The following is a 12,495-nucleotide window of genomic DNA, read 5'->3' as shown; positions in this document are numbered from 1 at the left end:
CTTCCCGGAAGACCTGTGGCAGGTCAGGCATGTGCCGGCCACACCCCGAAGTCCGTAACTGCCGCCGCCACATTGCCGGCGGCCGTCCAGCCGATCCAGGTCCCCAAGCAGCCGTCGCCCCAGCCAGAGGTCACCGAGACCAGGTCGGCCCGGCCGGCGGCGGCAACGCCGGATGCCAGCAGGCCCGGCACTGGCTCCTCGGGCAGCACCCCCGGCGGGAACGCACCCGGGCCGGCGTCCACGCCGTAGCCGAAGAACTCGTCCTCGCCCAGTTCCGCCACGTCTTGCTCGGGTAACAGTGCCGGCTCCCAGGCGACCACCGGCTCATCCCGCACCACCAGGCACAGCGCGGCGGTGTGAACGACCGCACCGGGCCACCCGCTCGAACTGCTGACTCCAGCACCGCTCTGGCAGTTGCTCCCGGCCTTCGCCCTCCGGTAAGACTTGTCGGGCGACGGCCGGTTGAGCTGGGGTGCGACAACTTGATCCGGACGGTTGCCACCTGGGGTGTCCGGATCTACCTGTCGTTTCTAGGGCGCGAGCCTCGTCGACGGCGGCACCGGAGATCGGCGGTGTCTTCAGCTGGTGGGTTCATGCCTCCACAGTGACCCTTGCTGGGGTCAGGTCGGCGTGGTGGTGGACGGCGGGCCAGTAGCCGTCGGGGAAGTGCCGGCCGGCGGTGACGGCGTAGTGCACGACGAAGGCACCTGAGGGGTGCAGGGTCACGGTCTCGGGGCGCAGTTCGTCGCGGAACCGGGCCTGGTCCTCGGCTGTCTCGTCGCCCGTGGCGCCCCAGGACCATAGGAATGCGAGGCTTTCGCGGTGGACCTGGTCGAAGGCGGCGATGATCCGGCGGGCGTGGGGAAGCAGATCGACGAAGGGAGTTTCGTCGTCGGAGATCAGCCACAGCCGGCCGATGGTGGGCAGGGTGACCGTGTGGCTTTGTGTGGGCTCGTCGAAGTGAATCTCGCCTGGGGATGCGTCCGGCTGAGGCTGCTGGTCCATAGTGCTTCCTTCACGTGGGCTGGATTGATGCTCCACCGTGCCGGGTCGGACAGGCCCCTTGGGGGTGGCTTGTACACCGACACGTTCCGGACCTGACACCAGCCAAGCTCATGCCGGCCAGTGCAGTTCCCCGTTCAGCACACCCACCACATAACAGGGATTATGGTGTTGTCCCCTCGGGAGGTTTCTGGCGTTGATTATCGAATTATCGTTACCGGTATTGCGGCAATAAAAGCACGGAGCCCCGACCGCCCTCCCGCCCTGGTAGTGCGCCTGGATTCGTCATGTGACGCAACGCTTCACAGGAGACGCAGCCGCTCAGCTGGGTCTGGGTTTGCTGCGCAGCATGGCGAGGTCGGCGCGGCCGAACGCCTCGGCGAGCGTGCCGCCCGGGGTCAGTTCGGCCAGGCCGACGGTCAGGGCGACCGGGGTGCCGGGTACCAGGGTGGCCCAGTCGAATCCCGACACGGCGGCGGCCAGCCGGGCTGCCACCTCCCCCGCCTCGGGCAGCCCGGTGCCGGGCAGCACCACCACGAACTCGTCGCCGCCGTAGCGGGCGCAGAAGTCGGCCGAGCGCAGTACCCGGGTGAGGATCGCCGCGACCTGCTGGAGTACCGCGTCACCGGACAGGTGACCGTGCACTGTGTTCACCGCCTTGAACCCGTCCAGGTCGCCGACCCCCACCGTGCCGGTCCCGCCGTGCGCGGTCAGGTCGGCGACGAACCGCTCCAGGTGACGGCGGTTCGGCAGGCCAGTCAGCGCGTCGGTCTGCGCCTCGTCGGAGTAGCGCGACATGTTCCGGCGAAGTTCGTCCTGGTCGAGGCGCGCGGCGACTCCGTCGACGCACAGGGCACGGAGCCGCCGGGACAGGGGCGCCGAGGCGCGGACCACCGCCCGTTCCGCTTCCAGCGCTGCCTCCAGGTCACCCGCCGCCCGGTGCGCCAGCGCGCGCAACCGCTGGGCCTCGGCCTCGGTGACCTGCCCGGTCAGTCCCGGCGCTTCGAGCCGGGACAGCGCTTCGGCTGACCGGCCGGCGGCGAGGGCCAGGCAGACCCGGACCAGGTCCACCATCGCCTGGCCCTGCGGGCTCTGTGGTTCGTGGGAGCCGAGGACCGCCAGCGGATCCCGGGGCGGGACAGCGCCGAGGGCGGCCATCCGCGCGCCCGCGTACGCCAGGAACGGCCGCTCCTGAGCCACGACGTCGTCCGGGCCGAGCCCGCTGGCCAGGGCGGACAGCTCCCGCAGGCACCCCGCCGTGTCGCCGTGGTGGTCCAGCCACAGCGCCCACCGCAGCTGGACCTCGGGGTGCGTGTACGGGCCGGGCGGCAGGCCAGCCTCCGCGGCGACCCGTTGCGCGTTCCCGAGGGAGACCGCGGCCATCTCGTGGAACCCGGCCCGCGAGTACACCACGGACATCACCAGCCATGCCGTAGCCGCGTCGGTGTCACCGGCCGGGCCGGCGAGTTCCAGAGCCCGTGCCGCGTGTACCAGGTGGGCCAGGCACCGGTCGAGTGCTCCGTGCCGTCGCGACATGCCGGCCGCGAGGGCGTGCAGCCTGCCCAGCAGTGCGGGGGCGTCCAGGCGCTGGAGCAGCCCGAAGGCGGTGTCGATCAGCGGCGCGCACCGGCTGACCTGGTCGAGGTTGAGCAGCGCGGTGATCTTGGCCAGCAGTACCGTCACCCGGTCGCGGTCGCTCAGCTGCCCGGCGAGCAGCCGGTCGGCCATCGCGACGGCCTCCCTGGCCCGCCCGGCCCGCGACAGCCGCCTGAGCTCCTCACCCACCGGCAGGCCCGGCTGACTGGCACCGTCTTGTTCCTGCACCGTCCGCGCCTCCCGGGAAACGAGGGAACGAATCCATCGTCTGCCACCCGGAAGGCGCGGACGGCCGATTTGGCGACACGCGGATCGGACAGCACCCGATCGAGCTGACCCTGTTGATGCCAGGCCGCTGCGGCCTCCGGTCATCGGCACGGCCGGTTACGCCTGGCCGACCTGCCGAATGCCACGCGCTCTGGCGCCTTGGGAGGGTTTCACGCGGCTCATTTGTGCGCGCAGAACAGCGCGGAGCGCCCTGGCGGCTTTCCGCGCTGTTCTGGGTGTGTCAGCTGGCAGCCACCACGCCAGCTGCGGCGTCCAGCATCGCGAAGCCGGGGATGTCCTCGGTGAGCTTCGGCGCGATGAACTCCGCGAAGTCCCGGGCGTCCTCGTCAGCTTCCGGGTCCAGCGCGGCCGAGACCTGGCCGTCGAGGAAGTTGAGCCAGACGGCGAGGCCGGTGGCGAACAGCACCGCGCCCTCCGGCCAGGCCGGGCCGCCGGCTCGCCGGTACGCCCCGGCGATGGCGCGGAGCGCCGCTTCGTCCCGCACGTGGTGGATCAGGAGGGTGCCGAGTTCCCGCCAGGGTTCCTGAGGGCCGGCCGTGTCCCAGTCCAGCAGGCACCGGCTCCCGTCCGCACCGGCGAGGGTGTTGGCGGTCTTGAGGTCGCGGTGGCAGCTGACCACGTCACCGATCGGCGCGGCGTTGACGAACTCGGTCAGTTCAGCGAACTCCGCCGCCCGGTCCGCGAGCCGGCCAGCCCACTCGAGACCTGCTTCCTGAGCGCCAGCGGCGAGGCCAGCCCAGTCCGCGTCCACCTGGACGTAGAACGGGAAAACCTCCTCGCCTGCACGACAGGGCACGGCGAGCTGGTGGATCAGCGCCGCCTGCTCGGCCAGCCACACCGTGGCCGCCAGATCGGTGCGGTCGGGCACAGTACCGTCCACCCACGGCTGGACCAGCCATGGCCTGCCCGTTTCCGGATGGTCGAAGAGCAGGCCGCCGCTGGTCGTGCGCAGCGTGTCCGGGCTGGGCACCCCTGCGGCCCGGCAGGCGCTGGCGAAGCCGGCCCGCCATTCCAGGTCCTCGGAGGCCGGCCGCTGCTCGCCGGTGAACTCCTTGGCGGCGAAGACGCCCTCGCTGGTCACCAGCCGGAAAATCTCGCCAGCCGACCCTTCCGCCGCCTGCGCCCAGCCGCTGACACTGCCTAGTGTGTAGGCACTGGCAAGCAGGGCCGGCGTGACATCGCCACTCAGTTCCGACATGTGAACCCCCGTTCGGCCGAAAACCGGGCTGACGCCTGATCGGGAAGATCACAGCGGATCGGGTGCAGCTACGCCAGTGCTTTTCTGTACCCCGGCACCCGCCAGCCACCGAACCGGAGCTGATCCTGCCGACGCCGGGCCGCTGCGGCCTCCGGTCATCGGCACGGCTGACTACGCCTGGCCGACCTGCCGACAGCCCAGCCCGACCCGGAACCGCGTGTCCGTTAGGGGAATCCCAGCCATACGAAGGATCCTTGCCGGCAGGACGCATGGCGAACATCCAGCCCTGCCGATGAGCGTATGTTCGCGCCGCTGTCGCCGGGACGCTTCGGCCGAGCCCCGCCGCCGATCAACCGGGGCGCCCCACAATCAAGCGAGGGGACTACCGCCTGCGTCAACGTGCCGGATCAGTTTCCCCATGTCGACGCGTCCGACGAGCTGGTCTCCCTTTTCGCCGTCGCGAACCACAACAGACTGCGGCACCCGCACGGCCAGCTCGTCGAGGCGCTGCTCGTCCTGCGGTGACAGAAACCCTGTGTCGCCGTCGAAGACGAAGCCGGCCTCGACGGATCCCGCCGCGAAGCCGTGCCTGTTGTTGACGACGAGGCGGGCCCGCAGTGTGCCGCTGACGCCGAGAGTGCCAGCCTCGTACGAGCCGTAGACAAGCTCGGCGTTGATGTCGTTGGCCAGCACGTTTCCTTCGCTCCACACGGAACGCGCTGTCACTGTGCCGGCAACGATGACGTGGGCGGTCTCGTCGGCGCTGACCGCGTTCGCGTGAAGGTCGCCCAGGACGATCAGCGCTTCCCCGTTGTACATGCCGACGTCTCCGCCGACGTGGAGGTCGCCAGCGATCACGCGCTCGAACTCCTCGGCACCGGTCGGTTCGACCGAGCCGGCGCGGCTTGGCGCCGCCGGCGCGAAACCGGGGGCGCTGTGCACGACGCGGGCCAGGGCATACGCCACCATGCCGTCGCTGACCGCGCTGAACAGCGCAGGCAGATCCTCGCCGTCCCATGCAGCCAGCCGGTCGCGGAGCTCGCCGAGTACCTCATCCGCGTAGCCCGCCCGGAAGACGCAGTCGGCCCGCAGATCGGGCTCCAGGGCGTTCAGGTGAGCAAGGAGGTGGCCTGCGTCCATGGCCGCGAGCGTACAAGCAGCGTCAAGAGGACCCCTGCCTGATATTTCCGCCCAAGGAGCTGGCGGCGCGACAAGGTTGGAGCATTCTCATGTGCCGCATACAGTGCGTTGATCTACCGCGCGAACTGTCCGTTGAATCACGTCACGCCCGCCCGGCGGCGAGCCCCCAGCTGCCGGGCGGGGCTGAGAACTGCGGCCGGCTCCGGTACCGTCCTCCAGTTATGGATCTTGATGAACTCACAGCGCGGGCGCTCCGCGTGCACGACCTGTACGACGAGCTGAACCTCGCGAAGCGTGGCCGGGTGTGGACCAGGGAGGAGTTCATGCTGGGCTTCACCGGCGACGTCGGCGACCTCGCGAAACTGGTCATGGCGGCCGAGGGTGCCCGGGACATGCCCGGCGGGCGGGGGGCCCTGGAGCACGAGCTGGCCGACTGCCTGTGGTCGGTGCTGGTCCTCGCGGCCAAGTACGAGATAGATCTTGGGCCGGTTTTCCGCCGGACGATGTCCGAACTGGAGGAATCCGTCGCGGCCCAGCTCGGCGCGGCCCGCGACGGAACCGCCTGATCACCGGATGGCGAGCGCCCAGGCCAGGCAGGCGAAGGAGCCCAGCGCGGCCAGGGTGCGGAGGTTGTTGAACCGGACCCAGCGCGCCTCGAACCGGGCGCGGACCGCACCCACGTCACCTTCGCGGCTGGCCGCCGCCAGCACGTTGTTCAGCGGCACGTTGACGGCGCCGGTGATCACGAGCTTCGCGATGGCGAGGACCAGGCCGGCGATGGTCCAGGCCAGGACCTTGCCGCCGGTTCCGAAGTGGACGGCTGTCGCGACGCCGGCCAGCAGCGGGCCGCCGAGGAAGCTCAGCATGAACCAGCCGTTGAGGATCGCGACGTTGATCTCCTGCATCGTGGTGACGAAGGTCCGGTCGTCAGCGCGGCGCAGGCCGGGCATCACGGAGCAGCTGTACGCGTAGAACAGGCCTGCCGACAGTCCCATGCAGACGACGGCGGCGAGCAGTACCGCAGTGGGCAGGTCGGGCATCGGTACCTCCAGCGGGGCGGTGTGCTGATTACGGTAGGGCAGACTGGGCGGATGTTCTCCGACGACAGCACCGGGACAGTGGTCGCCGAGCCCGCCATCAACAAGATCATTATCTGGGGTGTGTTCCCGGCGCTGGGCGCGGTGGCCGGCTGGCTGCTGACACTGCTGGCACAGTGGATGACGACGTGGCCGTGGGCGCCGTTCCAGGGGCCGGCGAAGCTGATCAGCTCGCTGCCCGAGCCGGGCCGCACGCTGGGCGGGATCGGCGTGGGCCTCCTCGCCGGGGTGGTGCTCGGGCTGCTCGCCGCGCACGAGAGCCTGACCGTCCGGGTCGCGGTGTCCGGAGTGGACTTCCTGCGCGGCGGCAAGGAGCACCACGTGCCCCGGCAGCAGGTACACGCCGTGTTCCTCGACGGCAAGCAGGTCGTCGTGCTCGGTCCCGGTACCGCGGAGCTGGCCCGTGAGACCGGTGACCTGCCGGCGGACGCGCTGGCCGGTGCCTTCACCCGGCACGGCTACCCGTGGCTGGCCGGGGGCGATCCTCATCACGCCCAGTTCCGGCGGTGGGCCGAGGGCATGGACGGGCTGCCGGCCGGAGCTGACGCGCTGCTCAAGGCCAGGCAGAAGGCGCTGGGAAAGAGTGAGACACGCGACGCAGCCGAGCTGCGGGCCGAGCTCGCCCGGCTGGGGGTTGTTGTCCGCGAAGAGAAGAAACGGCAGTACTGGCGCCTGATTCAGGGGTGAAAGTCCGGAAGATGTGGTTCTGGCGGGCAACCCGGCACTCGCAAAGGATTCGCCACGACCACGTACCCTGTTCTGCGGAATGCCGCACCCTGGCCCGATCGCCTGGGTGGCCCCGGTACCGGGGCCCGGCAGCTTACGGGAGGGTGTCTTGGCAACCGGTATGACCAGGATCGGCTCGGGCCAGCAGGACACGGCCAGCGATCCCGCTGCTGGCGCACCGGCCCCGGCCCGCCGCCGCTGGTTCCGCCCTGCGGACCTCGGCATGACGGGGCTCAGCGCCCTGCTGCTGGGTGTGCTGATGCACATGCGGTGGGGGTACAACGCCGGGGACAACGACCATCTCGTGCTGTCGCCGGTCGGCATGCGCTGGGCGAATCCCGACTGGTTCAAGAACGACTGGACGGTCGACAACGCCCCGCAGCCGCACTGGCTGTTCGACATCGTGACGTTCCTCGGCGTGAAGCTGGGCTCGGTGGCGGCGGTCTACTTCGCCTACTGGGTGATCAGCCTGGTCGTCTTCGGGGCGGCCACCACGATGATGGCCCGGGCCTGGGCAGGACGGCATCCGTGGCTGGCGGTGCTCCTGGTGACCGCGATCGCGGCGATCACGCCACAGTGGCTGCTCGGCACCGGCTCGCCGCTGCTGGCGATCGCGCTGCCCGGCGTGCTCAGCGGGTTCCTCATCTACCTCGCGACCGGCGCGCTGCTGATCGGCAGGCACCGGGTCGCCGGGCTGGCCGCCGTCGCGACTGCGCTCGTCCACGTGCAGCAGGGCGCGGTGGTGCTGGTCCTGCTGCTGGCGGCGGCTGCCGTGGTGTTCGCGCGTACCCGGAAGATCGACTGGTGGCTGGCGGGCTCCGGCCTGGCCTCGGCGGCGATCGTGTTCTTCGGGCTGCGGCTGCGGCCGGTCGCCGGCCACCTCGAGGACTTCGCCGCCGCGTGCGACAAGCTCATCCCGTTCCACTGCAACGCGACGATCTGGGATCCGCAGCAGATCGCCGGCGGCATGGCGCTGATGGCCTTCGCCTTCCTGACCATCGTGTACCTGGCCCGCTCCGACCGCTGGCGCTGGTGGGTCGTCGTGATCCTGCCCGCCGTGGGACTGACGGCCGGCGTGATGGTCGACCGGTACGACGTGCCGGGGCTCGGCGTGCTCGCGCAGGGGCTGAACATCTACCGGCTCGACGTGATGATGCTCCCGCTCGCCGTCTGGGGCATGGTCGCGATCATCTTCGCGCGGGTCGGGGTGCTGGCCCGCTGGGCGCTGCTCGGCCTGACGATGATGCTCGGGTACGTGGCGCTGGGCCAGGGCGGCTGGATCCTCGGGTACCCGCGCGGCGGTGCCGTGGCCTTCGCGACCCTCGCCGTGCTGATCCTGATCACGCTGCTGATGACCGTGCCGGAGTTCAAGGAGTACAAGGCTCCGGCGTGGACGACGGCAGTGCTCGCCGTCGCGCTGCTGACCCTGCTCCCGGCCTTCACGAGCGGGCGGATGCACTTCCGCAAGTTCGACCCGACGTTCTACAACGACGCTGCGCTGCGCTCGTGGGGCGAGCAGGTCGAGCGGGTCGTGCCGCCCGGCGAGCAGCTGCTCGTCTCCCCCACCTCCGGCCGGATCCGCCAGGTCACCAAGCGCGCCATCGTCGTGGACTGCAAGTACGGCCCGTACGGCGGTGACCCGTGGAAGCAGTACGCGGCCCGGATGGAGGCGCTCGGCGGTTTCGACCAGTGCATCCGGCACACGGCCGACTTCGACCGGCTGGCCCCGGCGGCGGTGACGGCGATCGCCAAGCGGTACGGCGCCGGCTACCTCGTCGTCGAGGACCGCCAGCAGTGGCGGCTCCAGGCCCACCTCGTCGAGGGCTGGAAGGTCGTGCTCAACCCGTCGGGCTCGGTCAGCAGCTACGTCCTCAAGGCACCGTGGGCCGCACAGTCCTGACGTTCTGACCTGCGGAAACGCCGGCACTCGCCGGAGTGCGTTACTTCTCGCCCCGCTCACGCGATTTCCCCTAGTCTGGGATCACCAGCGGAGGGAGAGCTGCGATGGCTGCTGCCGGGCGCCTGCTGAAGGTGTTCACGACGCTGTTCGGCGACGGGTTGCCGCTTCGGATCCGGGCCTGGGACGGCTCGGAGGCCGGGCCCGAGGGCGGGCCGGTCCTGTGGGTGCGCGACAGGCAGGCCCTGCGCCGCATCGCGCGCCAGCCCAACGAGCTGGGCCTCGGCCGGGCGTACGTGGCCGGGGAGCTCGACGTGGACGGCGACCTGTACACCGCGCTCGAACGCCTCTCGGTCATCAGGGGCCGCCCGCTGCTCCGCGCGATCGACAAGGCCGAGCTGCTCCGGCAGGCCACATTGCTGGGCGTGCTGGGCGGCGAGCCGGACCCGCCGCCGGAGGAGATCGGCCACCTCGCCGGGGCCAAGCACAGCCGGGACCGCGACCGGGCGGCGATCAGCCACCACTACGACGTGGGCAACGAGTTCTACCGGCTCGTCCTCGGCCCCACGATGGTGTACTCCTGCGCGTACTTCACCGCTCCCGCCGCCACGCTCGAGGAGGCCCAGCAGGCCAAGCTGGACCTGATCTGCCGCAAGCTCGGCCTCGGCCCGGGGAGCAGGCTGCTCGACGTGGGCTGCGGCTGGGGCTCGCTGGCTCTGCACGCCGCCAAGGAGTACGGCGCGGACGTCGTGGGCGTGACCCTGTCCGAGCAGCAGCTCGAACTCGCCAGGGAACGCGCGGCGCAGGCCGGCCTCGACGGCCGGGTCGACTTCCGTCTCCAGGACTACAGGGACGTCGCCGACGGTCCCTTCGACGCGGTGTCCAGTGTGGGCATGGCCGAGCACGTGGGCGAGGAGGAGTACGCCGGGTACTGCGCGCGGCTGTTCGAGCTGCTGCGGCCGGGCGGGCGGCTGCTCAACCACCAGATCAGCCGGAGCCCGGCGAGCAGCCCGGCGCAGCCGTCGTTCATCGAGTCGTACGTGTTCCCCGACGGCGACCTGAGCCCGGCCGGGCTGACCCTGTCGCTGATCGAGGGGGCCGGCTTCGAGGTCAGGGACTTCGAGTCGCTCCGCGAGCACTACACCAGCACGCTGCTGGCCTGGGCTGCCAACCTGGACGCCGGCTGGGAACGCGCCGTCAAGCTGACCAGCGAGGGCCGGGCCCGGGTGTGGCGGCTGTACATGACGGCCTCGGCCCTCGGCTTCAAGTACGGCCAGATCGGCGTGAACCAGATCCTCGCGGTCCGCCCCCTGCCCGGGGGTGGCAGCGGCATGCCCCCGACCCGGGCGGAATGGCTCGGCCAGCCGGATCTGGCCCAGCCAGGCCTGGCGCAGCCCGGCATCCTCCAGCCCGGCTCCGGCGGGCTGGGCACGGTGGCTGGCCAGGCCGGGCATGTCTGAGATCGTGCTGGTCCGGCACGGGGAGACGGCGTGGAGCGCCACCGGCCGGCACACGTCTGTCACGGACCTGCCGCTGACCAGTACCGGTGAGGACCAGGCGCGCTCGCTGAAGGCCAAGCTGCGTGGCCGGCACTTCGCCGCCGTGTGGACCTCGCCGCGGCTGCGGGCCCAGCGGACGGCCGAGCTGGCCGGGCTGCGCGTGACCGGGGTCGACGAGGATCTGGCGGAGTGGGCGTACGGCGGGTACGAGGGCATCACCACCGCCGAGATCTGGGAGGGCCGGCCCGACTGGGACCTGTGGCGGGACGGCTGCCCGGGCGGGGAGTCGCCGGAGGAGGTGGGCGCGCGGGCCGACCGGGTACTGGCTGCCGCCCTGCCCCTGCTGGCCGACGGCGACGTCGCCCTGGTCGGGCACGGGCACTGCCTGCGCGTGTGCGCCGCGCGGTGGATCGGGCTGCCACCGTCGGGCGGGGGCCGGCTGCGGCTGGACACGTCCACGGTGTCGGTGCTGGGGTTCGAGCGTTCCCGTCAGGTACTCCTGAAATGGAATAGCTAATAACGGTCGGTAAGCCATGAAAAACTGCCGTCATGGACAATCGGCGGTGGTGGGTCCTGGGCGTGCTGTCGACCTGCCTGCTCATGGTGGCGCTGGACGCGACGATCCTGAACGTCGCCCTGCCGTCGCTGGTCGCTGACCTGAAGCTGACCTCGCTGGAGCAGCTGTGGGTGGTCAACGGCTACGCGCTGGTGCTGGCCGGTTTCCTCGTCACGATGGCCGCGCTCGGTGACCGGACCGGCCGTAAGCGGATCCTGTGCGCCGGGCTGGTCGTGTTCGGCCTCGCCTCACTGATCCCGGTCCTCGCTCCGGACCCGGCCGCGCTGATCGCTGCCCGTGGCCTGCTCGGCCTCGGCGGGGCGATGATCATGCCGTCCACGTTGTCCATCATCCGCAACACGTTCGACGACGAGCGGGAACGGACGCGGGCGCTGGCGATCTGGGCCACGATCGCCGGGGTGGGCGCGGCGATCGGCCCGATCCTGGGCGGGTTCCTCCTGGAGCACTTCCACTGGAACTCGGTGTTCCTGGTCAACATCCCGATCGTGCTCGTGACCCTGGCCGCCGGCCTGTACCTGATCCGCGAGTCGTTCACCCCGTCGTCCGCCCGCTGGGACTGGACCGGCGTCGTGCTGTCCTGCGCGGGTCTCGCCGCGCTCGTCCAGGGGATCAAGATGACGGCGAAGGAGGGTCCGTTCGACTGGCAGTCCGGCGGGTTCTTCGTGCTGGGCGTCGTGCTGCTGGCGCTGTTCGCCCGGCGGCAGCTCAGCCAGGACGATCCGATGGTCGACGTGCGGCTGTTCAGCTCGCGGTCGTTCTCGGTCGGGGTGGCCGTCTACCTGCTGGCGATGGTCGGCTTCGGCGCGCTGATGTTCCTGCTCACGCAGTGGCTCCAGTTCGTGAAAGGCATGTCGCCGATGGAGGCGGGCCTGGCGCTGCTGCCCGCGCCGATCGCGTCGATGGCCGCCTCGCTGGCCGGGCCCCGCATCCTCGACCGGTGGCCGGCCCGCACGGCGATGGCTGCCGGGATCGCGCTGCTCGGTGCGGCGCTGGTCGTGCCGAGCGCCGTCAGCGCGCCGGGCCCGGTGCTGGTCGGGATCTCCCTCGCGCTGATGGGCTTCGGGCTGAGCCTCGCCCTGATCTCCAGCACCGTCGTGATCATGGCGTTCGCGCCGCCGGAACGGACAGGCGGGGCGGCGTCCATCCAGGAGACGTCGTACGAGCTGGGCAACGTGCTCGGCGTCGCCGTGCTGGGCAGCCTGACCGTGGCGCTCTACCGGCGCTGGCTCGACATCCCGCCCGGGACTCCCCCGGGCTCGGTGACCGCCGCCCAGGACTCGATCGGCGAGGCCGTGCTCACCGCCGGCACCCTGCCGGCCCCCGGCGGCCCGGCGCTGGCCGATGCTGCCAGGGATGCGTTCAGCTCAGCGTTCAGCGTCACCGGCGTGGGTGTCGGCATTGCGATGATCTTGCTGGCCGTTGCGGTGTTTTTCCTGGTACCGCCCGTGAAAGCCACCGCGGCCGCCAGTCACTGA

The 12,495-nt window shown here is 70.9% G+C and carries 12 protein-coding genes; 6 read left to right on the top strand and 6 right to left on the bottom strand.

Features of this window, described 5'->3' with window-relative positions; genetic code table 11:
- Positions 1-23 precede the first annotated feature (23 nt).
- The 5 genes from A3G1_RS37105 to A3G1_RS0127125 all read right to left on the bottom strand — a co-directional run bounded on the left by A3G1_RS37105 (position 24) and on the right by A3G1_RS0127125 (position 5,224).
- Positions 24-347: a DUF4241 domain-containing protein gene (locus A3G1_RS37105; RefSeq protein WP_083937139.1), complete on the bottom strand. Its 324-nt coding sequence runs from the start codon at positions 345-347 to the stop codon at positions 24-26.
- A gap of 244 nt (positions 348-591) precedes the next feature.
- Positions 592-1,005: a hypothetical protein gene (locus tag A3G1_RS37100; protein ID WP_018352653.1), complete on the bottom strand. Its 414-nt coding sequence runs from the start codon at positions 1,003-1,005 to the stop codon at positions 592-594.
- A 318-nt stretch (positions 1,006-1,323) separates the two neighbouring features.
- Positions 1,324-2,826 (bottom strand): GGDEF domain-containing protein, encoded by a 1,503-nt coding sequence (locus tag A3G1_RS0127135; protein WP_051110678.1) that lies wholly within the window; start codon positions 2,824-2,826, stop codon positions 1,324-1,326.
- Positions 2,827-3,106: 280 nt separating this feature from the next.
- A complete protein-coding gene (locus A3G1_RS0127130) occupies positions 3,107-4,084 on the bottom strand; it encodes a phosphotransferase enzyme family protein (protein WP_018352651.1) in 978 nt (325 codons plus the stop codon).
- Between the two features lie 369 nt (positions 4,085-4,453).
- The gene (locus A3G1_RS0127125) at positions 4,454-5,224 is read right to left on the bottom strand and encodes a hypothetical protein (RefSeq protein WP_018352650.1); all 771 of its coding nucleotides are present in this window, start codon (positions 5,222-5,224) and stop codon (positions 4,454-4,456) included.
- 221 nt (positions 5,225-5,445) lie between these two features.
- Between A3G1_RS0127125 and A3G1_RS0127120 the strand changes: the two genes are divergently transcribed.
- Entirely contained in the window at positions 5,446-5,790 is a 345-nt protein-coding gene (locus tag A3G1_RS0127120; RefSeq protein WP_018352649.1) for a MazG nucleotide pyrophosphohydrolase domain-containing protein, read from the top strand.
- Here A3G1_RS0127120 and A3G1_RS0127115 read toward each other — a convergent pair whose 3' ends face one another.
- The gene (locus tag A3G1_RS0127115; protein ID WP_018352648.1) at positions 5,791-6,264 is read right to left on the bottom strand and encodes an anthrone oxygenase family protein; all 474 of its coding nucleotides are present in this window, start codon (positions 6,262-6,264) and stop codon (positions 5,791-5,793) included. It abuts the gene before it with no gap.
- A gap of 51 nt (positions 6,265-6,315) precedes the next feature.
- Between A3G1_RS0127115 and A3G1_RS0127110 the strand changes: the two genes are divergently transcribed.
- The 5 genes from A3G1_RS0127110 to A3G1_RS37095 all read left to right on the top strand — a co-directional run bounded on the left by A3G1_RS0127110 (position 6,316) and on the right by A3G1_RS37095 (position 12,495).
- Positions 6,316-7,008 (top strand): YqeB family protein, encoded by a 693-nt coding sequence (locus tag A3G1_RS0127110; protein ID WP_018352647.1) that lies wholly within the window; start codon positions 6,316-6,318, stop codon positions 7,006-7,008.
- A gap of 160 nt (positions 7,009-7,168) precedes the next feature.
- Positions 7,169-8,947, top strand: coding sequence for a hypothetical protein (locus A3G1_RS0127105; protein WP_018352646.1), 1,779 nt, complete (start codon positions 7,169-7,171; stop codon positions 8,945-8,947).
- Between the two features lie 104 nt (positions 8,948-9,051).
- Complete coding sequence (locus A3G1_RS0127100) at positions 9,052-10,404, top strand: SAM-dependent methyltransferase (RefSeq protein ID WP_018352645.1); 1,353 nt, start codon at positions 9,052-9,054, stop codon at positions 10,402-10,404.
- Entirely contained in the window at positions 10,397-10,960 is a 564-nt protein-coding gene (locus tag A3G1_RS0127095; protein WP_018352644.1) for a histidine phosphatase family protein, read from the top strand. The genes A3G1_RS0127100 and A3G1_RS0127095 overlap by 8 nt, the downstream gene beginning before the upstream one ends.
- A gap of 32 nt (positions 10,961-10,992) precedes the next feature.
- Positions 10,993-12,495 carry an MFS transporter gene (locus A3G1_RS37095; protein WP_018352643.1) on the top strand — a complete coding sequence of 501 codons (1,503 nt, stop codon included), beginning with the start codon at positions 10,993-10,995 and terminating at the stop codon, positions 12,493-12,495.

The sequence above is a fragment of the Longispora albida DSM 44784 genome (assembly GCF_000379825.1).
GTDB classification, from domain to species: domain Bacteria; phylum Actinomycetota; class Actinomycetes; order Mycobacteriales; family Micromonosporaceae; genus Longispora; species Longispora albida.
This window is presented reverse-complemented; position numbering and strand designations above follow the sequence as displayed.

Excerpts from the sequence above, each read along its gene's own strand:
- A3G1_RS0127130 (WP_018352651.1), bottom strand. The coding sequence starts at position 4,084 with ATGTCGGAACTGAGTGGCGATGTCACGCCGGCCCTGCTTGCCAGTGCC.
- A3G1_RS37095 (WP_018352643.1), top strand. The coding sequence starts at position 10,993 with ATGGACAATCGGCGGTGGTGGGTCCTGGGCGTGCTGTCGACCTGCCTG.
- A3G1_RS37100 (WP_018352653.1), bottom strand. The coding sequence starts at position 1,005 with ATGGACCAGCAGCCTCAGCCGGACGCATCCCCAGGCGAGATTCACTTC.
- A3G1_RS0127125 (WP_018352650.1), bottom strand. The coding sequence starts at position 5,224 with ATGGACGCAGGCCACCTCCTTGCTCACCTGAACGCCCTGGAGCCCGAT.
- A3G1_RS0127110 (WP_018352647.1), top strand. The coding sequence starts at position 6,316 with ATGTTCTCCGACGACAGCACCGGGACAGTGGTCGCCGAGCCCGCCATC.
- A3G1_RS0127115 (WP_018352648.1), bottom strand. The coding sequence starts at position 6,264 with ATGCCCGACCTGCCCACTGCGGTACTGCTCGCCGCCGTCGTCTGCATG.
- A3G1_RS0127120 (WP_018352649.1), top strand. The coding sequence starts at position 5,446 with ATGGATCTTGATGAACTCACAGCGCGGGCGCTCCGCGTGCACGACCTG.
- A3G1_RS0127095 (WP_018352644.1), top strand. The coding sequence starts at position 10,397 with ATGTCTGAGATCGTGCTGGTCCGGCACGGGGAGACGGCGTGGAGCGCC.
- A3G1_RS0127100 (WP_018352645.1), top strand. The coding sequence starts at position 9,052 with ATGGCTGCTGCCGGGCGCCTGCTGAAGGTGTTCACGACGCTGTTCGGC.
- A3G1_RS0127105 (WP_018352646.1), top strand. The coding sequence starts at position 7,169 with ATGACCAGGATCGGCTCGGGCCAGCAGGACACGGCCAGCGATCCCGCT.